The 21,587-nt window shown below is 68.4% G+C and carries 19 protein-coding genes; 6 read left to right on the top strand and 13 right to left on the bottom strand.

The annotated features are described in order from the left end of the window. Window positions 1-158 precede the first annotated feature (158 nt). Window positions 159-1,562 carry an MBL fold metallo-hydrolase RNA specificity domain-containing protein gene (locus C7443_RS17330; RefSeq protein ID WP_110019956.1) on the top strand — a complete coding sequence of 468 codons (1,404 nt, stop codon included), beginning with the start codon at window positions 159-161 and terminating at the stop codon, window positions 1,560-1,562. A gap of 121 nt (window positions 1,563-1,683) precedes the next feature. Next, on the top strand, window positions 1,684-3,099 hold the full coding sequence (locus tag C7443_RS17325; protein ID WP_110019954.1) for a hypothetical protein: 1,416 nt from the start codon (window positions 1,684-1,686) through the stop codon (window positions 3,097-3,099). 3 nt (window positions 3,100-3,102) lie between these two features. On the opposite strand, the gene C7443_RS17320 is transcribed toward C7443_RS17325, so the two are convergent. From C7443_RS17320 to aptA, 3 genes are all read right to left on the bottom strand, one after another. Continuing rightward, window positions 3,103-4,221, bottom strand: a complete 1,119-nt coding sequence (locus C7443_RS17320) for a GGDEF domain-containing protein (RefSeq protein WP_211346202.1) — start codon at window positions 4,219-4,221, stop codon at window positions 3,103-3,105. Between the two features lie 212 nt (window positions 4,222-4,433). Further along, window positions 4,434-5,933 (bottom strand): CoA-acylating methylmalonate-semialdehyde dehydrogenase, encoded by a 1,500-nt coding sequence (locus C7443_RS17315; protein ID WP_110019950.1) that lies wholly within the window; start codon window positions 5,931-5,933, stop codon window positions 4,434-4,436. 82 nt (window positions 5,934-6,015) lie between these two features. Beyond that, window positions 6,016-7,335, bottom strand: a complete 1,320-nt coding sequence (aptA, locus tag C7443_RS17310; protein ID WP_110019948.1) for an omega-aminotransferase AptA — start codon at window positions 7,333-7,335, stop codon at window positions 6,016-6,018. 266 nt (window positions 7,336-7,601) lie between these two features. Here aptA and C7443_RS17305 point away from each other — a divergent pair, with 266 nt between their 5' ends. After that, entirely contained in the window at window positions 7,602-8,183 is a 582-nt protein-coding gene (locus C7443_RS17305) for a cupin domain-containing protein (protein ID WP_110019946.1), read from the top strand. A gap of 8 nt (window positions 8,184-8,191) precedes the next feature. On the opposite strand, the gene C7443_RS17300 is transcribed toward C7443_RS17305, so the two are convergent. From C7443_RS17300 to rraA, 3 genes are all read right to left on the bottom strand, one after another. Next, complete coding sequence (locus C7443_RS17300; protein ID WP_110019945.1) at window positions 8,192-9,547, bottom strand: deoxyguanosinetriphosphate triphosphohydrolase; 1,356 nt, start codon at window positions 9,545-9,547, stop codon at window positions 8,192-8,194. 99 nt (window positions 9,548-9,646) lie between these two features. Continuing rightward, window positions 9,647-11,935 (bottom strand): Tex family protein, encoded by a 2,289-nt coding sequence (locus C7443_RS17295; RefSeq protein WP_110019943.1) that lies wholly within the window; start codon window positions 11,933-11,935, stop codon window positions 9,647-9,649. An 82-nt stretch (window positions 11,936-12,017) separates the two neighbouring features. Continuing rightward, window positions 12,018-12,497, bottom strand: a complete 480-nt coding sequence (gene rraA, locus C7443_RS17290) for a ribonuclease E activity regulator RraA (protein ID WP_110019941.1) — start codon at window positions 12,495-12,497, stop codon at window positions 12,018-12,020. 96 nt (window positions 12,498-12,593) lie between these two features. On the opposite strand from rraA, the gene C7443_RS17285 reads away from it, so the two are divergent. Next, entirely contained in the window at window positions 12,594-13,052 is a 459-nt protein-coding gene (locus C7443_RS17285; RefSeq protein ID WP_110019939.1) for a GDP-mannose mannosyl hydrolase, read from the top strand. Between the two features lie 4 nt (window positions 13,053-13,056). Here the strand turns inward: C7443_RS17285 and C7443_RS17280 are convergent, their stop codons facing one another. From C7443_RS17280 to C7443_RS17270, 3 genes are read right to left on the bottom strand one after another with little or no spacing between them, the layout of a single operon-like run. Beyond that, entirely contained in the window at window positions 13,057-14,292 is a 1,236-nt protein-coding gene (locus tag C7443_RS17280; protein ID WP_110019937.1) for an OmpA family protein, read from the bottom strand. Next, a complete protein-coding gene (locus C7443_RS17275) occupies window positions 14,276-15,301 on the bottom strand; it encodes a hypothetical protein (protein WP_110019935.1) in 1,026 nt (341 codons plus the stop codon). Before C7443_RS17275 ends, C7443_RS17280 begins: the two co-directional genes overlap by 17 nt. Window positions 15,302-15,310: 9 nt before the next feature. Then, the gene (locus tag C7443_RS17270) at window positions 15,311-15,919 is read right to left on the bottom strand and encodes a nitroreductase family protein (RefSeq protein WP_110019934.1); all 609 of its coding nucleotides are present in this window, start codon (window positions 15,917-15,919) and stop codon (window positions 15,311-15,313) included. Between the two features lie 139 nt (window positions 15,920-16,058). On the opposite strand from C7443_RS17270, the gene C7443_RS20195 reads away from it, so the two are divergent. Beyond that, window positions 16,059-16,514 carry a YiiD C-terminal domain-containing protein gene (locus C7443_RS20195; protein WP_170123670.1) on the top strand — a complete coding sequence of 152 codons (456 nt, stop codon included), beginning with the start codon at window positions 16,059-16,061 and terminating at the stop codon, window positions 16,512-16,514. 418 nt (window positions 16,515-16,932) lie between these two features. Here C7443_RS20195 and C7443_RS17260 read toward each other — a convergent pair whose 3' ends face one another. Continuing rightward, on the bottom strand, window positions 16,933-17,178 hold the full coding sequence (locus C7443_RS17260) for a CDGSH iron-sulfur domain-containing protein (protein ID WP_110019932.1): 246 nt from the start codon (window positions 17,176-17,178) through the stop codon (window positions 16,933-16,935). Next, window positions 17,175-19,745, bottom strand: coding sequence for a DUF3772 domain-containing protein (locus tag C7443_RS17255; RefSeq protein WP_170123669.1), 2,571 nt, complete (start codon window positions 19,743-19,745; stop codon window positions 17,175-17,177). Before C7443_RS17255 ends, C7443_RS17260 begins: the two co-directional genes overlap by 4 nt. 155 nt (window positions 19,746-19,900) lie before the next feature. Between C7443_RS17255 and C7443_RS17250 the strand changes: the two genes are divergently transcribed. Beyond that, entirely contained in the window at window positions 19,901-20,536 is a 636-nt protein-coding gene (locus C7443_RS17250) for a protein-methionine-sulfoxide reductase heme-binding subunit MsrQ (RefSeq protein WP_110019929.1), read from the top strand. Here the strand turns inward: C7443_RS17250 and C7443_RS17245 are convergent. Both C7443_RS17245 and C7443_RS17240 read right to left on the bottom strand, forming a co-directional pair. Next, window positions 20,533-21,303 (bottom strand): M90 family metallopeptidase, encoded by a 771-nt coding sequence (locus C7443_RS17245; protein ID WP_110019927.1) that lies wholly within the window; start codon window positions 21,301-21,303, stop codon window positions 20,533-20,535. The two genes, C7443_RS17250 and C7443_RS17245, sit on opposite strands and share 4 nt — an antisense overlap. After that, window positions 21,303-21,527, bottom strand: a complete 225-nt coding sequence (locus C7443_RS17240) for a hypothetical protein (RefSeq protein ID WP_110019925.1) — start codon at window positions 21,525-21,527, stop codon at window positions 21,303-21,305. Before C7443_RS17240 ends, C7443_RS17245 begins: the two co-directional genes overlap by 1 nt. Window positions 21,528-21,587: the final 60 nt, after the last annotated feature.

Raw genomic sequence — 21,587 nt, 5'->3', positions numbered from 1 at the left:
TTTACCAGTGCCGTGAGGCGCTGAAGCATGCAGGAACGGACATCTGCCAGTCCGCAGGCGACATGCTGCAACGCTCCAGCCATTGACCGCCGGCAGGCCGGGGCACGCATTCCGCACCTAAGCTCAGCTCGATCGTGCAGCGGATAAAGGAGCGCATCATGCATCTCGAATTCTGCGGAGCCGCCCAGGAAGTCACCGGCTCCTGCCACCGGCTGCAGCTCGGCGGCACCCAGCTGCTGGTCGACTGCGGATTGTTCCAGGGCGGGCGCGATGCCGACGCGCGCAATGCCGAGCCCTTCCCCTTCAACGCAGCCGACATCGAGGCGGTGGTGCTGACGCATGCCCATCTCGACCACTCCGGCCGTCTGCCGCTGCTGGTGCAGCGCGGTTTTCGCGGCGGGATCTGGTGCCATCCGGCAACCGCCGATCTGGTGGCGATCATGCTCGAAGACTCCGCCGGCATCATCGAGCATGAAACGGCGGTCACCAATCGCAAGCGCGAGCGCAAGGGCCTGCCACCTGTCAAACCGCTTTACACTCGTGCCGACGCCGAGGCCGTACTCGAACACCTGCGGCCGCTGCGCTTCGGCGAGACGGTCGAGATCGCCGACGGCGTGCGCCTGCGCCTGCAGGACGCCGGCCACATCCTCGGCTCGGCGATCGCCGAACTCTGGCTCAGCGAAGGCAAGCTGCAGCGCAAGCTGGTGTTCAGCGGCGATCTCGGCCACCGCGGCGCACCGATCCTGCGCGATCCGACGCCGATCGCCGAAGCCGACCTGGTGATCATGGAAAGCACTTATGGCGATCGCTGCCACCGCCCCTGGGAGGACACCTGGCGCGAGCTCGGTGAGGTGTTCGACGCCGACGGCCAGAAGGGCAACATCCTGATCCCGGCTTTCGCCGTCGGCCGCACGCAGGAGCTGCTCTACGTGTTCGCCCGCCATTACCAGGACTGGCGGCTGGAGCGCTGGCATGTGTTTCTCGACAGCCCGCTGGCGATCAAGGCGACAGCGGCGTACCGGCGCCATCTGGAGCTCTATGACAGCGAAGCCTGCCGCGTGCAGCGCGAACGCGGCGATCCGTTCGTTTTTCCGCAGCTGCGCATGAGCGAGAGCGTCGAGGACTCGATGGCCCTCAACCAGGTGCGCAGCGGCGCGATCATCATCGCCGGCAGCGGCATGTGCACCGGCGGGCGCATCAAGCAGCACCTCAAGCACAACGTCTGGCGGCGCGACTGCCAGCTCATCATCGCCGGCTTCCAGGCGCGCGGCACACTGGGGCGGCAGCTGGTCGACGGGGCCCGGCACATCCGCCTGTGGGGCGAGACGATCCGCGTCGCCGCGCGCGTGCACACCATCGGCGGCCTGTCGGCCCACGCCGATCGCGACGGTCTGCTCGCCTGGTATCGCGGCTTCGCCGCCGGCCCGACGCTGGCGCTGGTGCACGGCGAGCCGGAGGCGATCGCCAGCCTGGCCGATGCCGTGCGCGGCCTCGCGCTGCGCGTGCTGTGCCCGCAGCCCGGCGAGCGGATCGATCTCGCCACGGTGGCTCCGAGCCACTGACGCCGAACTCGGCGGGCGCCATCGGTACCTCTTCTGGTATATCTGCTGCATCCAATTCATCTCAGGTATCGCCTGGCGCCGCCCCAGGCGATAACGACCGTCACCCCCTGAGGAACGCCCGATGAACCGCCGCCGTACCTCCCGCCTGCGAGCGGGACAGCTCGCCTTCCGCGCCGCACTCAGTCTCGGCGTGCTCGCGCTGCTGGCCATCGCCACCATCACCGGGTGGCCGGACCAGGCCCTCTCGCCGCAGGCGCAGGCCCTGCTCACGCCGCCGACCGAGCCGGCCGATGCAGACAATGGCGCAGTGCTGCTGGAAGGGTTGCTGGCCCCGACCGGCAGCGACCCGCTGGCCTTTGGCAGCGCGCGCATAGAGCGGCTGCGCCAGCATTTCTCGAACCCGCGCACGCGCGACATGCCGTATTTTCCGGCTGATCTGCCCGCCGATGCCCTGCAGCCAGCCAGCCTGACGCCGGCGGCGCGGCAGCTGTGCGATCCGCTCGACAGTGCCTGCATCGACAGCTGGTTCGCCCAGAGTATCGATATCGAACTGTGGGCCGATCGTGACGCCGAACTGTTCACGCGACTCGACCGCATGATGGCGCTGCCACGCTTCCAGACGCCGACGATCCCGTCGGCCCTGGCGCCACCACCCGACTTCAGCCTGCTCGATGCCATCCTGCGTCTGCGCCTGGCCGCGGCGACCCTCACCCTGCAGCAGCAGAAAAACGCCGACGAAGCCTGTGCGCTGCTGGCACGCCAGGTGTTGTTCCTGCGCCGCCTGCTCGCTGAAACGCCGACCTCGCTGGCACAGAAACAACTGGCGAGCAGCCAGTTGCGCGTGCACTACCTGACGCTGGGCGAATGGGCCGCACGCTGGCCGAAAATGCTGGCTGCCCAGACCGTGGTACTGACGCCGCTGCTGCAGGACCTGAGCCCGGCGGAACTCGATCTGCGCCCGGCCATGCAGACCGATACGCGCGAGGTCGCGTACGGCATCGATGCCCTCGACCTGGCCCCGCTGGCGCTGTCGCCGCGTCTGGAACTGGCCAGCAGCGTGACCGCTTTCGCCCTGTTCAAGCGCAACACCACGCTGAATGCGCTGGCGGCCTATCTCGATACGCTCGATGCCGCGCTGGCAGCACCGCTCGATGAGCGCGCCCGACAGGCCCACGCCGCCCGGCAGGCTTTCCTCGCCGGTCCGGCGCGTGCCAACGCGCCCGGGCAATGGCTTTACAACCCGGTCGGCCGCCTGCTGCTCAGCGTGACGGCGACCAGCCCACGGCCCTATCTCGACCGGCTGATCGACACACAGGCGGCCGTGCGCATGGTCATGCTGCAGCACGAACTGGCCGCGACGGAGACGGACGATGACGCCGCCATCGCGGCACGCATCAAGGCGCATCCGCTGGCGATGCTGAGCGACAACCGGGTGATCCGCTTCGATGCGCCGACCCACCGCCTGGTGTGGTCGCTGGCCAGCGCACGGGCGGCGGGAGCCAATCCGCCGACGTATGACATCCAGCTGGTGCGCTGACGCTCAGCAGGGCACGGCGGTGTGCTGCGGCAGCACCGCCCGGTCACGCCCGGCTTCCTTGGCGGCGTACATGCGCTGATCGGCGAGATCGACCAGCTCGGGCCAGTCCTGAGCGCTGTCGGCGAGGCGCTCGGCGACGCCGATGCTCGCCGTCAGCGCGCTGCCGTCCGGCCGCTGGCCGAGGCCGGCATGGCGCAGACGGTTGACCACCAGACGGGCGCCGCTGACATCGGTGTGATTGAGGATGACGAGGAATTCCTCGCCGCCCCAGCGCACCAGCACGTCACCGCGCCGCAGACTGCCACGCAGCGCCGCCGCCATGCCGCGCAGCACGGCATCACCGGCCTCATGCCCCCAGCCGTCGTTGATCTGCTTGAAGTGGTCGAGATCGACGAACATCAGCGCCAGCGGCGTGTTGTGCGAGGCCGATACCCGGAACAGCAGTTCAAGCGTCTCGACACCGGCGTGGCGGTTCAGCGCCCCGGTCAGCGCGTCGGCGCTGGCCTGGCGCACCAGCGCGATCATGTACTGCAGCTGGCTCATGCCGGAAACCATGGCCACGCCGGTGACCAGCAGCAGCAGCCAGAGCGTGCCGATGTTCGCCGGCAGGCTGAATTCGCCGGTGATCAGCGCCGCCTGGCGGAACGCCGCGAAAATCGGCAGCGCATAAAGCAGCGTCTCCAGCCCGGTCAGTGGAAACACGGCAAGACCGGCCACGACGACAAAGGGCAGCAGGGCGTAGATCTGCAGCAGCACACCGGCAAAGCCGCTGCGCGGCACATCGAGCAGCACACTGCAGGCGAGGACGTGAAACACCGTCGGCACCGTCAGCAGCACCCCGAGCCGCAGGGACACCTCCCAGCCGGAGTGCACCCGGGCATGGCTGTAGGCGAGCAGCAGGAACACCACACTGCTGGCCAGCCGCATGCCGGCCAGCGGCAGCCATTGCGCCGCCGGAAAGGCGATGACGTCCGGCACGATCCACAACGGCACCAGCACGGCGAACACCACGGCCATCAGCTGTACGCGTGACACCAGCAGGGCGCGGCGCTGGCGCCGCACCTGAGCGCTGTGCCACCAACCGACCAGCAGGTCGACGACGCGGGCACGATCGAAGCGCAAGGACGCGAAAAGTTGCGTGTCCAGGGAAAATCTCGAAGTCAGCGACATGGACTCAGACTCACTGGCCACCCGCCGGATATCCAGGCGGGTCCAGTAAAAAAGTGCGCGGCATCACACTATCCACACACACTTTGCAGCATGCGGCAAGGTGTTTCAGACAACCTTGATCCACATCAGTGCATGCCCGAACCGCCAGTCCTGATTCGAAACCGTCACTTCATCGTCGGCATGACGAAATCAGCGCCGGCACGAATGCCGGTCGGCCAGCGCGACGTGACCGTCTTCAGTCGCGTATAGAAACGCACGCCTTCAGGGCCGTGCATGTGGTGATCGCCGAACAGGCTCGCCTTCCAGCCGCCGAAACTGTGGAAGGCCATCGGCACCGGGATCGGCACGTTGACGCCGACCATGCCAACCTGCACATGGGCGGCGAAATGCCGCGCGGTGTCGCCATCACGGGTGAAGATCGCCGTGCCGTTGCCGAACTCGTGTTCGTTGACCAGCGCCAGCGCCGTCGCGTAGTCCGCCACCCGCACCACGGCGAGCACCGGGCCGAAGATCTCCTCGCGATAGATCGACATCTGCGGCGTGACGTGGTCGAACAGCGTGCCACCGACGAAGTAGCCGCCCTCGCAGCCGGCGACGCGCAGGCCGCGGCCGTCGACCACCAGCTCGGCGCCGGCCGCGATGCCCTGCTCGATGTAGCCGAGCACCTTGTCGCGATGCGCCGCGCTGACCAGCGGCCCCATCTCGACGCCGGCGGCATCGCCCGCACCGACGCGCAGCGCCTCGACCCGCGGCTTGAGCTTCGCCACCAGCGCATCGGCGGTGGCATCGCCGACGGCGACGGCGACCGAGATCGCCATGCAGCGCTCGCCGGCCGAGCCGTAGGCCGCGCCCATCAGCGCATCGACCGCCTGATCGAGATCGGCGTCGGGCATCACCAGCATGTGGTTCTTGGCGCCGCCGAGCGCCTGCACGCGCTTGCCGTTGTTGCAGCCGCGGCCGTAGAGGTATCTGGCGATCGGCGTCGAGCCGACGAAGCTCACGGCCTGCACCTGCGGGTGATCGAGCAGCGCATCGACGGCGACCTTGTCGCCGTGCACGACGTTGAACACGCCGGCCGGCAGCCCGGCCTCGGCAAGCAGATCGGCGAGGAACAGCGCCGCACCCGGATCGCGCTCGGAAGGCTTGAGCACGAAGGTGTTGCCGCAGGCGATCGCCACCGGGAACATCCACATCGGCACCATCGCCGGGAAGTTGAACGGCGTGATGCCGGCGACCACGCCGAGCGGCTGGCGCAGACCGGTCGAATCGACATTGGTGCCGACGTTCTCGGTGAATTCGCCCTTGAGCAGCTGCGGAATGCCGGTGGCGAATTCCACCACCTCCAGCCCGCGGGTGATCTCGCCGCGGGCGTCGTCGAGCACCTTGCCATGCTCGGCACTGATGATCGCTGCCAGCTCGCCGGCTTTGGCTTCGAGCAGCTGACGGAAGCGGAACATCACTCGGGCGCGGTTGAGCGGCGTCACCGCCGCCCAGGCCGGAAACGCCGCCTGCGCGGCCGCCACGGCAGCATCGACTTCGGCGACATCGGCGAGCGGCACGCGGCCGCTCTGCTCGCCCAGCGCCGGGTTGAACACCGCACTGCTGCGGCCGCTGCGGCCGGCCACGCGCTGGCCGGCGATGTAATGGGGAATGTCCTGAATCATCGCAATACCTCGGGCAAAAACCTCGGCGCCCGCGCCGCTGCCCGAGCGCACGCGAACGCCGCAGAGCACACCGTCAGGCGTGTCAGGCGACGCTGCGCAGCACTTCGCCGAGCGTGCCGACCAGCTGGTCGATGTGCTGGCGCTCGACGATCAGCGGCGGGCTGACAGCGATGGTCTCGCCGGTGTAGCGCACCATCACGCCGCGGCGGTAGCACTCAAGGAACACGTCGTAGGCGCGTGCGCCCGGCTTGCCGTCGCGCGAGCTGAGCTCGACGGCGCCGACCAGCCCGAGGTTGCGGATGTCGATGACGTTGGGCTGGCCGCGCAGGCTGTGCAGCGACTCGCCGAAATAGCCTTCGAGCTCCAGCGCCCGCGTCAGCAGTTTTTCTTCGGCGTAGATGTCGAGCGTGGCGAGGCCGGCGGCGCAGGCCAGCGGATGACCGGAATAGGTGTAGCCGTGCATCAGTTCGATGGCGCTCTCCGGGCCGCTCATGAAGGCCTCGTAAATGCCCGGACGGCAGAACACCGCGCCCATCGGCACCGTACCGTTGGTGATGCCCTTGGCGGTGGTCATCAGGTCGGGGACGACGCCGAGGCGCTGGAACGCGAACGGCGCGCCGAGACGCCCGAAGCCGGTGATGACCTCGTCGAAAATCAGCAGGATGCCGTACTTGTCGCAGATCTCGCGCAGGCGCTGCAGATAGCCCTGCGGCGGCATCAGCACGCCGGTCGAACCGGCCATCGGCTCGACGATGACCGCGGCGATGGTCGAGGCGTCGTGCAGCGCGACGATGCGCTCCAGCTCATCGGCCAGATGCGCACCCCAGGCCGGCTGGCCTTTGCTGAAGGCGTTGTGTTCGAGGTTGTGGGTGTGCGGCAGGTGATCGACGCCGGGCAGCAGCGGGCCGAACAGCTTGCGGTTCGGGCCGATGCCGCCCACCGACAGGCCGCCGAAACCGACGCCGTGATAGCCGCGCTCACGGCCGATCAGGCGGGTCCGGCTGCCTTCGCCGCGCACGCGGTGATAGGCCAGCGCGATCTTCAGCGCGGTGTCGACCGACTCCGAGCCGGAGTTGGTGAAGAACACCTGCCCCATCTTGCCCTCGGTCAGCCCGACCAGGCGCTCGGCCAGCGTGAACGCCGCCGGATGGCCCATCTGGAAGCCCGGCGCGTAGTCGAGCTCGGCGACCTGGCGCTGCACCGCCTCGACGATCGGGCGCCGGCCGTGGCCGGCGTTGACGCACCACAGGCCGGCGCAGCCGTCGAGCACCTGACGGCCGTCGTGGCTGGTGTAGTACATGCCTTCGGCCGCCACCAGCAGGCGCGGATCGGCCTTGAACTGGCGATTGGCGGTAAACGGCATCCACAGGGCATTCATATCGGGGGTGGGTACAGCGGTCATCGGGCGATCTCTCCGGCGGGGTCCAGAACAGGCTGTCGACACTACCACGCTCAATAAACTAAACAAGCTCGGGGTGCGAAAAATTTATTCCACCAGCGCACCCGACAGCACGAGCGCTCGACACAAGTGCTCGTCTCATCGCTTAAAGTGGCGCTATCATGGCGTCGATAAGCATTGATGGCAGGCATCAGCAAGCCGCTCCGGTACGCTGTTCAGCACTAATCAGCCAAGCCTGATGCATCGCTATATTGAGCAGAGAGCAGATAATGACGAGTCTCCAAGCGACCGCCCCTTCCCTCGCGGAGTTCAATCTCGGCGAGCGCCTGCGCCAGCTGCGCGAAGCGCACGGCCTGTCGCAGCGTGCACTGGCGACGCGCGCCGGAGTGGCCAACGGCATCATCTCGATGATCGAACAAAACCGCAGCAGCCCGTCGGTGGCAACGCTGAAGAAGATCCTCGACGGCATTCCGCTGTCGCTGGGTGCCTTTTTCGGTGCGGACCTGCCGGTGCAGGAGCCGGTGGTCTACCGTGCCCACGAGCTGACCGAGATCGGCCGCCCCGGCCTGTCCTACCGTCAGGTCGGGCGCAATCTGCAGTCGCGTGCGATCCAGCTGATGCACGAGCGCCTCGAACCGGGCGCCGACTCCGGTGACGACATGCTGCGCCATGACTCCGAAGAAGGCGGCATCGTGCTGCGCGGCCACCTCGAACTCACCGTCGGTGAACAGGTCTGGGAGCTCGGTCCGGGCGATGCCTATTACTTCGACTCGCGCCACCCGCACCGCTTCCGCGCGCTCGGCAGCGAGACCGTCGAAGTCGTCAGCGCCTGCACGCCGCCGTCGTTCTGAAATCGGCCTCAGAAGGTCGGCAGCGACATGCCGGTGATGCGCTTGAACAGGTTGACGGCGTAGGAATCGGTCATGCCGGAGACGAAGTCGGTGATCTTCAGCGAACGCTGGTAGGGGTCCGCCGCCGGGCGGTGCTCGGGGCCGACGAACTGCTCGGGGATCAAACGCATCAGCATGTGATGGCGCGGGCTGGCGGCGGCACCGCGCTCGGCAACCTCGGTGACGGCACCGACGAAGGCTTCGAGCAGCCCGCCGAGCACCTCGAAACCGGCCACCTGCACCTCGACCACCGGCGTGGCGACGTAAACCTCGCGGGCGGCGAGCTTTTTCATCTCCTGCATCAGCCAGCGGCTCGGCACTTCGTCGAGCAGCTCGCGCGCATAACGCCCGGTGAGCATCGCCGGCTCCTGATCGAGGAACAGTGTCACCACCTCGGCGATGATCCGCCCGATCGCCTTGGCGCGCAGGTATTCGATGCGCTCCTTTGGCCGCGTCAGCTGGCGCAGCCGCGGCGCATCGGCGCTCAGCCCGGTGACCGGCAGCAGCAGCTCCAGCGCCGCGCGGTGTTCGAGCTGGCCGAGGCGCACGGCGTCTTCGAGGTCGACGATGCGATAGCAGATGTCATCGGCGGCTTCGAGCAGAAACGCCAGTGGATGCCGACACCAAGCCCCCGGCGCCAGCTCGATCAGGCCGACGCCATCGGCCATCTCGGCGAACAGCGCGGCATCGGCCTGGTCGTAGCCGTGCTTTTTGAAGGCGATGCCGCCGTTCGCCTGCGGCGGCTGTGATCCGCGCGGGTACTTGCTGAAGCTGCCGAGCGTCGCCAGCGTCAGCTGCATGCCACCGGGGTTGTCCGGGCTCTGCAGACGGGCGACCAGACGAAAGCCCTGGGCGTTGCCCTCGAAGCGCAGCAGATCGTCGCGCTGCGCCGGCTGCATCTGCGCACACAGGCGCTGGCCGAGCGCCGAGGCGGCGAACCAGTGGCGGATGCTGTCCTCGCCGGCGTGGCCGAACGGCGGATTGCCGAGATCGTGCGCCAGCGCCGCGGCGGCGACGATCGCGCCGAAATCCGAGGACAGCATGTTGCGCAGGCCGTGGCGGGCGATCAGCACCTCGCCGACCTGGTTGCCGAGGCTGCGGGCGACGCTGGAAACCTCCAGCGAATGCGTCAGCCGCGTGCGCACGTAGTCGTTCGACGACAGCGGAAACACCTGCGTCTTGTCCTGCATGCGGCGGAACGACGAGGCGAAGATGATGCGATCGAAGTCACGCTGGAAATCCGAGCGCTGCGGCTCATCGGCACCGGGTTCGGTCGGTACGCCGAGGCGGCGGCGGGTCAGCAGACGGCTCCATTGCATCGACATCTTGACTCCCGTGCTGAGCGGGCGGCGGCCGGCTGGCCACCGCGGCCCTCTAGCATAGGCCCTGCTCCCCGGCGCCGACGATGTCGCGTGCCGACAACCTCAGCGGCGGCGGGCGCGTTCGAACGCCGCGGCGAAGGCGCCGTTCGGCTTCGCCGGCTCCGCTTTGGCGGCGGGTTTGGCGCGGCTGCCGCTCGGTGCCGGCCGCGCCGCCGGCGCGACATGCTCGCGGCTGTCGTCGTTGAGGCGCATGGTCAGCGCGATGCGCCGGCGCTTGAGATCGACCTCCAGCACCTTGACCTTGACCACGTCGCCGGCCTTGACCACCGCATGCGGATCGCGGACGAACTTCTCCGACAGGCAGGAGATGTGCACCAGCCCGTCCTGATGCACGCCGACGTCGACGAAGGCGCCGAAGTTGGTGACGTTGGTGACCACGCCTTCCAGCACCATCTCCGGCTGCAGGTCCTTGAGATCCTCGACGCCCTCGCGGAAGGTCGCGGTGCGAAATTCCGGGCGCGGATCGCGGCCGGGTTTTTCCAGCTCGCCGAGGATGTCACGCACCGTCGGCACACCGAAGCGGCCGTCGATGAAATGCTCCGGACGCAGGCCGCGCAGGAAACCGGCATCGCCGAGCAGCTGCTCCAGACGGCGGCCGCTGATGCGCAGGATGCGCTCGACCACCGGGTAGGCCTCGGGGTGCACCGCCGAACGGTCGAGCGGATTGCTGCCGCCGTTGATGCGCAGAAAGCCCGCCGCCTGCTCGAAGGTCTTGTCGCCGAGCCGCGAGACCTTCAGCAGTTGCGTGCGGTCGCGGAACGCGCCGTTGGCGTCGCGGTAGGCGACGATGTTGCGCGCCAGCGTGCCGTTGAGCCCGGAGACGCGGGTCAGCAGCGGCACCGAGGCGGTGTTGACGTCGACGCCGACGGCGTTGACGCAGTCCTCGACCACCGCATCCAGCGTGCGCGCCAGGGCGCTCTGGTTGACGTCGTGCTGATACTGGCCGACGCCGATCGCCTTCGGATCGATCTTCACCAGCTCGGCCAGCGGGTCCTGCAGGCGACGGGCGATCGACACCGCGCCGCGCAGGCTGACGTCGAGCTCGGGGAACTCCTGCGCCGCCAGCTCCGAGGCCGAATACACCGAGGCACCGGCCTCGGAAACGACGATCTTCGCCAGCCGCAGCTCCGGCTGGCGCAGGATCAGCTCGGCGGCGAGCTTGTCGGTCTCGCGCGAGGCGGTGCCGTTGCCGATCGCCATCAGCTCGACGCGGTGCTCGCGGCACAGTCGGGCCAGCGTCGCCAGCGCCTCGTCCCAGCGCTTGTGCGGGACGTGCGGATAAATGGTGTCGGTGGCGACCAGCTTGCCGGTGGTGTCGACGACGGCGACCTTGACGCCGGTGCGCAGCCCCGGATCGAGGCCGAGCGTGGCCCGCGGGCCGGCCGGCGCCGCCAGCAGCAGATCCTTGAGGTTGCGCGCAAACACCTGGATCGCCTCTTCCTCGGCGGCCTCGCGCAGCCGCCCCTTGAGTTCGAGGTCGAGGTGCGTGGCAAGCTTGACCTTCCAGGCCCAGCGCACGGTTTCCTGCAGCCAGGCATCGGCCGCCCGGCCCTGGTCGCGCACGCCGAAGCGCGCCGCGATCATCGCCTCGCAGGGATGCGGCGCGCAGCCGTCACCGGCCTCGATCGCCAGCTGCAGCACGCCCTCGTTGCGCCCGCGCAGCAGCGCCAGCGCGCGGTGCGAGGGAATCTTCGCCAGCGCTTCGCTGAAGTCGAAGTAGTCGGCGAACTTCGCGCCTTCGTCCTTCTTGTCGTCGACGACGCTCGATTTCAGCCGCCCCTGCTCCCAGAGAAACGCGCGCAGGCGACCGAGCAGCTCGGCGTCCTCGGCGAAGCGCTCCATCAGGATCTGGCGCGCGCCGTCGAGCGCGGCCTTGACGTCGGCCACGCCCTTGTCCGCCGCGAGGTAGCGTTCGGCGAGCACCAGCGGATCGTGCTGCGGCTCGGCCAGCAGCGTTTCGGCAAGCGGCGCCAGGCCGGCTTCGCGGGCGATCTGCGCCTTGGTGCGACGCTTCTGCCGGTACGGCAGGTAGAGATCCTCCAACCGCGTCTTGGTATCGGCGGCGAGGATGTCGGCTTCGAGCTGCGCGCTGAGCTTGCCCTGCTCGCGGATGCTGTCGAGCACCGTGCTGCGCCGTTCTTCCAGTTCGCGCAGATAACCGAGCCGCTCTTCGAGATGACGCAACTGCGTATCGTCGAGTCCGCCGGTGACTTCTTTGCGGTAGCGCGCGACGAAGGGCACGGTGGCACCTTCATCGAGCAGACGGACGGCGGCGTCGACCTGGGCCGGGCGCACGCCCAGTTCGGTAGCGATGGTCTGCGGGATGTTCATCGAGACAATGGGCTTCGGGGCTGGAGGCGGAAAACGGACGGCGGCACCTGCGGATGGGTGCCGCCGGGCACGACGGCAACCCTCAGAACAGCGGCTGCTCGCTGATGATCAGGCCGTCCTCGTCGCAGTAGACGATCTGGCCCGGCACGAAGCTGACGCCAGCGAAGCGCACGACGATGTCGCGCTGGCCCTCGTTGCGCTTGACGGTCTTCAGCGGGTGCACGCCGAGCGCCTTGACGCCGATGCCGGTCTCGGCGATCGCCGCCGAGTCACGGATACAGCCGTTGACGATGACACCGGCCCAGCCGTTCTTCTCGGCCAGCGCCGCGAGCTGATCGCCGAGCATCGCGCAGCGCATCGAAGCGCCACCGTCGATCACCAGTACGCGCCCCTCGCCTTTCTCGTCGAGCGCCTTGCGCACCAGGGAGTTGTCTTCGAACGCCTTGAGCGTGCTGATCGGGCCGAAGAAGCTGATATCACCACCGTAATCACCAAACACCGGCTCGGCGATCTGCAGCTTGTCGGCGTGCTCGTCACACAGATCGCAGGTCTTGAAACCCATCGTCGCGTCTCCTTCGGCAGAGGGTCGGGAAGGGCCGCGAGTGTAGCATGCGGCAGCGCGGCATCCGGGCTGCGCCAACGCGAAGGAAGACCATCGATGCTGCTGGAACGCGAGGATTTCGCCACCGTCGTGCGGCTGTCGCCGCTGCTGTCGATCGACCTGATCGTGCGCGATGCCGATCAGCGCGTGCTGCTCGGCTGGCGCAACAACCGCCCGGCGCAGGGCTGCTGGTTCGTGCCCGGCGGCCGCGTGTGCAAGGACGAAACACTCGACGCCGCCTTCCGCCGGCTGACGCTCGGCGAACTCGGCGTCGAATGCGAACGCCGCGAGGCGCGGTTTCTCGGCGTCTACGAACATTTCTACGCCGACAACTTCACCGGTAGCGATTTCAGCACGCATTACGTGGTGCTCGGCCACGAACTGAGTCTCGGCGCCCGCCTCGGCACGCTGCCGACCGAGCAGCACGCCCGCTACCGCTGGTTCAGCGTCGACGAGCTGCTCGCCAGCGCCGAGGTGCACCGGCACAGCAAGTGGTATTTCGACGCGGGCGCCTGAGTGCTCACAGGCTGGTGATCTTCAGCTCGATGCGGCGGTTGCGACGCAGCGCCTCGGCGTCGTCGTCGGTATCGAGCGGATGGAACTCGCCCATGCCGACCGCAGCCAGACGCTGCGGCGGAATGCCCTGCGTAATCAGGTAATCGACGACGGCCTGCGCGCGCGCCGAGGACAGTTCCCAGTTCGAGCGAAAGCGCCCGCCGCCGACCGGCACATGGTCGGTGTGGCCGATGACCTGGATCACCACCGGCAGATCATCCGGCAGCTGCCCGGCGAGCTGGCGGTAAACGTTGACGAACTTGTCGAGATCGGGCTTCGCCGCCTCGTTGAGCCGCGCCTGGCCGGTGTCGAACAGCACCTCGGACTGGAACACGAAACGATCGCCGACGACCTTGATGTCCGGGTTGTTCTCGAACACCTGGCGCAGCCGGCCGAAGAATTCCGAGGCGTAGCGCTGCAGCTGCTCGACGCGCTCGACCAGACGCGCCCTGATCTGGCGGTCGAGCTCGGCGATGTGTGCCTCCTGCTCGCCGATTCGCGTCTGCCGCGCCGCCAGTTCGCTGCTTTGCGCCGTCAGCGCGGTTTCCAGCTCGCCGAGCTGCGCGGCAGCCTGCGTCTGCGCATCCTGCGCCGCCGCCTGCTGCCGACCGAGTTCGTCGGCGAGCTGCTGTGCCTGCAGCGCAGCCGCCTGCTGCTGCTCGCGCAACTGGCTGCTCTCGGCATCCCGCGCACCGAGTGCGGCGTTGAGCCGCTGCAGCTCGGCGAGCAGTTCGCCGACGCGCTGTTCGAGGCTGGCGACGCGTGTGCCGGCGGCGGCGGCCTGCGTCTGCGCCTGATCGCGGGCGGCGCTCAGGCTTGCCTGCTGCGCGGCGGCGGCCTGCCGCGTGTGCGCCAGTTCGGCATCGAGCTGCGTCCGCCCGGCCTCGGCCTGCGCCAGTGCGGCGCGCAGATCGGCCAGGTCGAGGTCGCGGCCGGCGACGGTTTCTTCGAGCTCGCGCACGCGTGCCGCCGAGCTGTCGGCGCGCCGCTCGGCGCCGAAGGCCAGCTGGCGCAGCTGGGCGATGGTGGCGTCGAGGCGGCCGATCGCACTGTCACGGCCGCTGACTTCGTGCGCCAGCCAGGTTTCTCCGATGACGAAGATCGTCAGCAGGAACACCAGCACCATCACCAGACCGGACAGCGCGTCGGTGAACACCGGCCAGACGTTGAAACTGCCGGGACGGTCAAGGCGCCGGCGCATCGCGCCCGGACCTCGCCAGGAACTGGCTGATGACGCGCAGCTGGTGCAGCAGCTCGTTGCTGCGTTCGCGCTCGCCATCCTCCTGCGCGGCCACCCGCTGCTCCAGCGCGCCGGACTGGCGCAGCAGCTGGCCGCCAAGGTCGCGCTGGGCTTCGGCTTCGAGCAGCGCCGCGACACGGTCGAGGCGTTCGACGATGGCCTCAGCGACGGCGAGCAGGTAGCGCGGTGAGACCTCGGTATCGACCTTGCGCGCCACCTCGGGCGTCTGCCACAGCGGCACCAGGTCGGCGACCACCAGCGCTTCGATGCGCGCGTTGACCGCGTTCTGCGCATGGAACAGCTGCAGCTCGATGAAGCCGAGCGACACCGAGGTGACCAGGCCGAACAGCGAGGTGGCAAAGCCGGTGCCCATGCCGGCCATCGGCAATGTCAGGCGCTCGCGCAGCGCTGCCAGCCAGTCGACGTTGTCGATGGCACCGAGTCCGGTCAGCACCGTGCGCACGCCCTCGGTGGTCAGCAACAGGCCGTAGAAGGTGCCGATCAGGCCGGTCAGCACCAGCGCCGCGGCAATAAAGCGCACCAGCGCACGGGCATCTTCACCGCGTGCGGCCAGCGAATCGAGCAGCACCGGCAGCGTGTTCGCCGCATCGCCGTGGCGCACCACGCGCTGCACCCGCGCAAAGAAGCTGCCGAGTTCGCCGAAGCTCGGCGCGGTCAGCAGCTCGCCGGCGTCGTGCACCGACAGCCGGCCGCTGCGCGCCTCGGCGGCGAACTGCATCGCCCGCCGCCCGCTGCGCCATTCGCCGCGCAGCCGGTACAGGCAGCGCAGCGCGAACGCCGCCCCGAAGGCGAACAGCACCGCGATCAAGCCGTTGAGGTAGGGGCTGGCGTGGAACGCGCGCAGCAGCGGCTCACGCAGCAGCACCGCGAGCGCGGCGAGCAGGACCAGAAAGACGATGGCGCGAACGATGAAACGATCGACGCCATTGGCGTGCGCACGGACCTTCATCGACGGCGGTCAGTCAGCGGCAAAGCCAAGGCCGTAGCGCCCGTCGAAGAACAGCTCCGCCAGCGGCAAGCGCGTGCGCGGCGCCAGTTCACGCTCGCGCAGCGCCTCCGGCAGCACCTCGACCGGCGCCGGATGGCCGACCGCGATCATCGCCATCGGCCGCACTTCGGCCGGCAGGCCAGCCACCTGCGCAATGATCTCGACGTCGAAGCCGCCCATCTGGTGCACGACCAGACCCAGCTCCGTCGCCTGCAGGCACAAATTCTCCGCTGCGGCGCCGCTGTCGTACTGCGCCCAGCGGTTGTCACGACCGTTCTGGCGGAAGGTCCCGGCCGCCGCCACCAGGATCAGCACCGGCGCGGCATTGGCCCAGACGCGGTTGCCCTCGGCCAGCGCAATGCTGGCCTGCGCCCAGCTTTCCTGATCGCGAAAACGATCCCAGACGACGAAACGCCAGGGCTGGTCGCCGAAGCACGACGGCGCCCAGCGCGCCGCCTCGAGCAGCGCCATGCAGTCGGCACGGCTGACCGGCTGTGCCGCGTCGATGGCCCGCGCGCTCCAGCGGCGGGCGAGCAGTTCGGCAAGCGGCACGGTGGTCGGGGCGGGTTTTTCGCTCATCGGGATCTCCTGTGGCGATCGGCTGGTCGGGGGGGAAGCGGCGGGCGCCGCGCAGCCGCGGCAAGGCGCGGGTGTGCAAGGCTCACTTTGGCATGAAACCATGACCGCCGTCCCCCGCCCCAGTCAGCAGGCCACGACGATGCCCTCACTCGACCTCGATGCCTTCTTTGCCGAACACATTCCCCTGACCCGCGCCATGCAGCTGCGCCTCGAACGCTGGGATGACGACGGCCTGCTGCTCAGCGCACCGCTGGCGCCGAACGTCAATGACAAGGGCACGGCATTCGCCGGTTCGCTGTCATCGATCATCACGCTGTCGGGCTGGGCGCTGACCACGCTGATCCTGCACGAAGCCGGCGAAACCGATGCCCAGGTCGCCGTCGGCCGCGCCGAACTCGACTACCGCCGGCCGGTGCGTGAGCGCCTGCTGGCACGCTGTCCGCGACCGGCGCCGGAGGCCGTCGCGGCGTTCCTTGCCGGCTACCGCGAGCGCGGCAAGAGCCACTGGAAGCTGCAGGCGGAAATCCTCAGCGGCGGCGAACCGGCGGTCCGCCTGCTCGGTTCTTTCCACGCCTGGCGACCACGTGCGGAATGAGCCGCAGCCCGTGGCGGGCGATGGACACAATTTGCAACAGAGCGGGTAGCGGGAACGCTTGACGCACTGCAGCATGAACTCCTATATTGCATCGCAACATCTTTGCGATGTGTTTCTCCTCTTCAATCCTCCTTCGGTGGTTATTTGGCCGGGTCCCTTCAGGTACCCGGCCATTTTTTTTGCTGCTGCGCGAGACAGCAGTTAGAAAAAATATCCCGAACTGGAAAATTCATCAGTCCGTCACAGATTGACGCTGCACCGGTGGATTCTTAGACTTGCGTCCAACATCTGTCGGATGTTTTCTCTATCCTCCTTTGGTGGTTGTAGTTTTTTTCGACCGGGATCACAAATCCCGGTCTTTTTTTGCCCCGCAAGCATTGGTCATACCACAAGACCAAAGCCTACATTGCCGGCTTGGTCATGTATTGCGAAACGCTTTATGGCTGCCATCACACAGCGGTAAGCGGGCGCTGTGGCCGCAGCCACAGAGCCACAGCTGGCCATCGGCGGCAAACACCTGCTCCAGCGCACCGCCCTGCCGGCAGCGTGGCTGCGAACCATCGCAGCGCGGCGGATCGGCGCTTTCCCCGCACTGGCAGATCGACACTGTCTCGCCCGGCATGCCCTGCAGAATCCAGGGCTTGCCTCGTTCGAACAGCTTCATGCGACCACCTCCGTCCCCGAGCCATCGGATACCGCCCCCGAATGTCTGGGCGCCGCCGGGGTCAGTGTGCGCTCGGCCAGGGGATTGACGCCCGCCGGCGCATGCCGGGCAGCGCCGTTTTCCAGCAGGCGTTCAACCAGCGTCTCCAGCCGCTCGATGTCGCGCAGGCGCACTTCGGACTGGCCGAACGGAATCTCGACGCCCTGCTCGCTGAAGGCGCGGAAGATCGCAAAGCGCAGATCGGAGGCCACCACACCCTTGAGCTCGACGTTGTCGAGGTACACGCGCAGCTCGAAGTCGAGCGAGCTCGGGCCGAAGTCCTTGAACACCACCATCGGCGCCGGCCAGCGGCTGACCGCGGCATGGGCCTTCGCGCATTCGAGCAGGATGCTGCGCACCTGCTCGGGATCGGACTCATAGGCCACACCGACGGCGATCTCGACGCGGCCGAAGGTGTTCTTGTGCGTCCAGTTCTGCACCGACTGCGACAGCAGCGTCGAGTTGGGGATGATCACCGAGGCACGCTGCGCGGTTTCGATCTCGGTCGCCCGTACGTTGATGCGTTTGACGATGCCCTCGCTGGCGCCGACCACGACCCAGTCACCGACCTTGATCGGCCGTTCGGCGAGCAGGATCAGGCCGGAGACGAAGTTGCTGACGATGTTCTGCAGACCGAAACCGATACCGACCGAGAGCGCGCCGGCGAGCAGCGCGATCTTCGACAGGTCGATGCCGAGCGTCGACACCGCCACCACCAGACCGATCACCAGACCGACGTAGCTGACCGCGCTCTTGATCGAATTGCGCAGGCCGGCGTCCATGCGCGTATGCGGCAGCACCCGTTCTTCGAGCACGCGCTGGGTCATGCGGCTGGCGGCGAGGATGCCGCTGAACAGCGCCACCGCCGTCAGCAGATCGAGCAGCGACAGCGTCATGCCGCCGACCTTGAAGCCGAACAGCAGCTGATCGAGCAGGCTGGCCAGCTCCGGCCAGCGCACGCCCCAGCGCAGCAGCAGCAGCACCAGCGTGCCACTGAACAGCGCGCAGTCGAACAGCAGCGACAGCCAGAAATCCAGGCGCTGCGCGCTGGACTCATCGAGCGCGAACACCCGTGCCAGCGGTCCGCGGCGGTTGCCGATGATCAGCAGACGGTCGATCAGCTCGGCGAGCAGCCGGCGCAGCACCAGCACCGCCCCCAGCCCGAGGCCGGTCCACAGCAGGTTGATCTGCAGATAGGCGGCCAAATTGGAGTAGCCGTACAACGCCAGCAGCGGACCGGCGATGGCGATCAGGGCGACGGCGATGCGCAGCAGTGCCCACAGCGGCGCCAGCAGCGGCCGCCGGTTGCGCTCGGCGGCGACCGGCGCCACGGTATCGCCGGCGTCCGCCTCGACCGTCTGCTCCGAGCGCCAGGCACGGCGGCTGCTGACGGTCAGCAGCGCACTGCCGAGCGCCAGGCTGCCGACGAAGATCCACAGCGCCCGCCCCTCCTCACCGAGGTCCATCGCCGGCGCGGCGATGGTCACCGCCAGCAGCGGCGCGAACACCGCGGCGATCAGATGAAAGCGCCAGGACAGGCGGCGGGCAACGTCATCGGCGAGCATCGCCACCCGCCAGGCCGGCTGCTCCGGTGCCAGCGCGGCGCGGTCGAGGCCGATCAGCGTGACGTAGAACACCAGGCCGATGGTGAAGCCGTCGAGCAGCGGCAGGCTGTGCGGATCGACCAGACCATCGAAGCGGCCGATCAGCGCGATGGCACCGGCCGCCAGACTCGGCAGCAGCGCGCGGCACAGCGCTTCGACCAGCGCCGCGCCGACCCGCCGGCTGTATTCCGGCGCCTGCGTCAGCTCGCCGCTGGCATCGCGGCCGAAGTGCGCGAGCAGCCAGCGGCGCAGGAAAAAGCCGCTGCACAGCGCCAGCAGCACCAGCAGCAGCTTGCCGGAGACCGCGGTGACGCGGCTGAAGTAATCCGGCGCGCGCCACTGATCGAGCGTCGAACCGCTGAGCGTGCGAAAACCGCTGAGCAGCTCGCCGGCGCCGAGCGTCCAGACATCGGCCGACAGCAGGCTCGGCCCGCGCGCCAGCAGGTTCGAGGCAAGCTTTTCACGCAGCGCGCGGGCGATGTCGGCGGTCAGTGCCTGGGCGCGCGCGTCGATCACGTCGAGCTGCTTGAGCCGGCCGTCGGCCGCCGCCAGATCGGTGGCCAGCTGCTGACGCTGGCGCGCCACGTCCTTGGACTCTGCCGAACCGTCGGCCGGCGGCGCACCGAGTGCATCGACCAGCTGCTGCGCGGCAGCGACCTTGGCCTGCGCGTCGGCGCGCGCCGCCTGCGTGCCGCTGCGCACGCGATCGGCATCGGCGCGCACACGCTCGAAATCGGCCTCGTCTTCAAGCTTGCCGCTGGCCAACTGCTTGCTGGCGGCATCGAGCGTGCCCTTCCAGTCATTGAGCAGATCGCTCAAGGGCTTGGCCGGAGCGGCCGGGGCATCGGTCTGGGCCTGCAGAGGGGCGCTCAGGAATACGCAAACGACGAACAGCGCCAGCAGGCGCGACAACAGGCGAGGCATTCGGATTTCACCCATGAACAGGTGCGGGATGGGGGCGCGATAAGATAGCACCGCGCCCGGCCGCGCGATCCGTTCGCATCAGCGACAGACGACCGGCGCATCGAAAACGCCGCCGGCGCCGTAGGCAGCGATATTCCCGACTGACGGTGACCCCCATGTCCAAGACCGCCCGCGCCCGTGCCTGGTACAAACCGCCGCTGTTCCTCGCCGCCCTGCTGCCCTTCCTCACCCTGCTCTGGCGCGGCTTCGACGGTACGCTCGGTGCCAATCCGGTGGAGACCATCAGCCACGCGACCGGCGACTGGGCCCTGCGCTTCCTGTGCCTGACGCTGTGCTGCACGCCGCTGCGGCGGCTGAGTGGGCAGTCCTGGCCGCTGCGGCTGCGGCGCATGCTCGGCCTCTACGCCTTTTTCTACGCCAGCCTGCATGTGCTGACCTACTTCGCGCTCGATCTGGAATTCGACTTCGCGCAACTCGGCGCCGAAGTCATCAAGCGGCCGTGGATCTGCGTCGGCTTCATCGCCTACCTGCTGCTGATCCCGCTGGCGGTGACCTCGACACAGGCGATGATGAAACGCCTCGGCCGGCGCTGGGCGGCGCTGCACCGCGCCATCTATGCGATCAGCATCCTCGCGGTGCTGCACTTTCTCTGGCTGGTCAAGGCCGATGTGCGCGAGCCGCTGCTGTATGCGCTGATCCTCGCCGTCCTGTTCGGCTGGCGCCTGCGCGAACGCTGGCTGAACCGCACCCCGGCGCGCCCGCAGGCCACGACGGTATCGCGCGCCGGCTAAAGCCCGCCGAGCCGGCGCCGCGGCTCCTGGCGGTAGAACTGCGCGAGCTGGGCGTAGACCTGCGGATACTCGGCGACGAGCATCGCCGGCAGCTCGAAAAAGGCCTCGCTGGCGACCGCGAAGAACTCCTCAGGGCTGTCACTGGCATAGGGGTCGAGCGGCGTGTCCTCGCCCGCATCGACGCGATCACACAGGTCCTCGTAGGCGGCGCCGAACGCCTGTGCCCAGGCGCGCACGCTCATGCCGCGATGCAGCGGCGGCAGGCCGTTGGCTTCGCCGTTGAGCATATCGAGCTTGTGCGCGAACTCGTGCAGCACGACGTGGAAGCCGTCGAGCGCGTCGCTGTCGAGCACATCGTCCCAGGACAGGATCAGCGGCCCGCGCTCCCAGGCTTCGCCGGCCAGCGGCCGGCGCACGTGGTGCACGACGCCGGCCTCGTCGGTGAATTCCTGCTGCGCCATGAAGCTGCCCGGGTAGACCACCACCGCCGACCAGCCGTCGTACCAGTCGAGACCGAGTTCGAGGATCGGCAGGCAGGCCACCGCCGCCAGCCGCAGCCGCGCCGGCGCATCGAGCTGCAGCCCGCCGACCGGCTCGATCGCTTTTTCGTGCAGGAACAGCAGCGCCAGATCGCGCAGGCGGGCATTCTGCGCCGCGCTCAGCCCCGCCAATACCGGCTGCCCGGCCAGCGCTGCCGCCCATTCAGCCGGCGGGCAGGACAGCCTGGCGAGCCGTCGCCGCCGGCGCCAGTCACGCCACCAGCCCATCAGCGCCGCGGCGCCTGCTGCTGCGCCAGCCGCCGCTCGGCCCAGCGCGCCAGCGCGTAGATCGGCGAACCGATGACGAATACCGCCAGCAGAATGAACGCAATGATCGCCAGCCACGGCGGCAGCCGGCTCCAGCCACTGTTGATCAGCCAGACGATCGCTGCCGTGGACAGCGCCGTCAGCGCCAGCGCGCCGAGGGCGGCACCGACATTCGATCGATCCATATCGTCTCCCTGCCTACTCATCGCCTCAGCCTCTCAGGGCTGACCGCCGGCTGCACACGC

This window comes from Plasticicumulans acidivorans, from assembly GCF_003182095.1.
GTDB classification, from domain to species: Bacteria; Pseudomonadota; Gammaproteobacteria; order Competibacterales; family Competibacteraceae; genus Plasticicumulans; species Plasticicumulans acidivorans.
The sequence above is the reverse complement of the archived record's forward strand: the minus strand, read 5'-3'. Positions and strand labels throughout refer to the sequence as shown.

Coding starts and splice junctions, on each gene's coding strand:
- C7443_RS17330 (WP_110019956.1), top strand. CDS start 159: ATGCATCTCGAATTCTGCGGAGCCGCCCAGGAAGTCACCGGCTCCTGC.
- C7443_RS17325 (WP_110019954.1), top strand. CDS start 1,684: ATGAACCGCCGCCGTACCTCCCGCCTGCGAGCGGGACAGCTCGCCTTC.
- C7443_RS17315 (WP_110019950.1), bottom strand. CDS start 5,933: ATGATTCAGGACATTCCCCATTACATCGCCGGCCAGCGCGTGGCCGGC.
- aptA (WP_110019948.1), bottom strand. CDS start 7,335: ATGACCGCTGTACCCACCCCCGATATGAATGCCCTGTGGATGCCGTTT.
- C7443_RS17305 (WP_110019946.1), top strand. CDS start 7,602: ATGACGAGTCTCCAAGCGACCGCCCCTTCCCTCGCGGAGTTCAATCTC.
- C7443_RS17300 (WP_110019945.1), bottom strand. CDS start 9,547: ATGTCGATGCAATGGAGCCGTCTGCTGACCCGCCGCCGCCTCGGCGTA.
- C7443_RS17295 (WP_110019943.1), bottom strand. CDS start 11,935: ATGAACATCCCGCAGACCATCGCTACCGAACTGGGCGTGCGCCCGGCC.
- rraA (WP_110019941.1), bottom strand. CDS start 12,497: ATGGGTTTCAAGACCTGCGATCTGTGTGACGAGCACGCCGACAAGCTG.
- C7443_RS17285 (WP_110019939.1), top strand. CDS start 12,594: ATGCTGCTGGAACGCGAGGATTTCGCCACCGTCGTGCGGCTGTCGCCG.
- C7443_RS17280 (WP_110019937.1), bottom strand. CDS start 14,292: ATGCGCCGGCGCCTTGACCGTCCCGGCAGTTTCAACGTCTGGCCGGTG.
- C7443_RS17275 (WP_110019935.1), bottom strand. CDS start 15,301: ATGAAGGTCCGTGCGCACGCCAATGGCGTCGATCGTTTCATCGTTCGC.
- C7443_RS17270 (WP_110019934.1), bottom strand. CDS start 15,919: ATGAGCGAAAAACCCGCCCCGACCACCGTGCCGCTTGCCGAACTGCTC.
- C7443_RS20195 (WP_170123670.1), top strand. CDS start 16,059: ATGCCCTCACTCGACCTCGATGCCTTCTTTGCCGAACACATTCCCCTG.
- C7443_RS17260 (WP_110019932.1), bottom strand. CDS start 17,178: ATGAAGCTGTTCGAACGAGGCAAGCCCTGGATTCTGCAGGGCATGCCG.
- C7443_RS17255 (WP_170123669.1), bottom strand. CDS start 19,745: ATGCCTCGCCTGTTGTCGCGCCTGCTGGCGCTGTTCGTCGTTTGCGTA.
- C7443_RS17250 (WP_110019929.1), top strand. CDS start 19,901: ATGTCCAAGACCGCCCGCGCCCGTGCCTGGTACAAACCGCCGCTGTTC.
- C7443_RS17245 (WP_110019927.1), bottom strand. CDS start 21,303: ATGGGCTGGTGGCGTGACTGGCGCCGGCGGCGACGGCTCGCCAGGCTG.
- C7443_RS17240 (WP_110019925.1), bottom strand. CDS start 21,527: ATGGATCGATCGAATGTCGGTGCCGCCCTCGGCGCGCTGGCGCTGACG.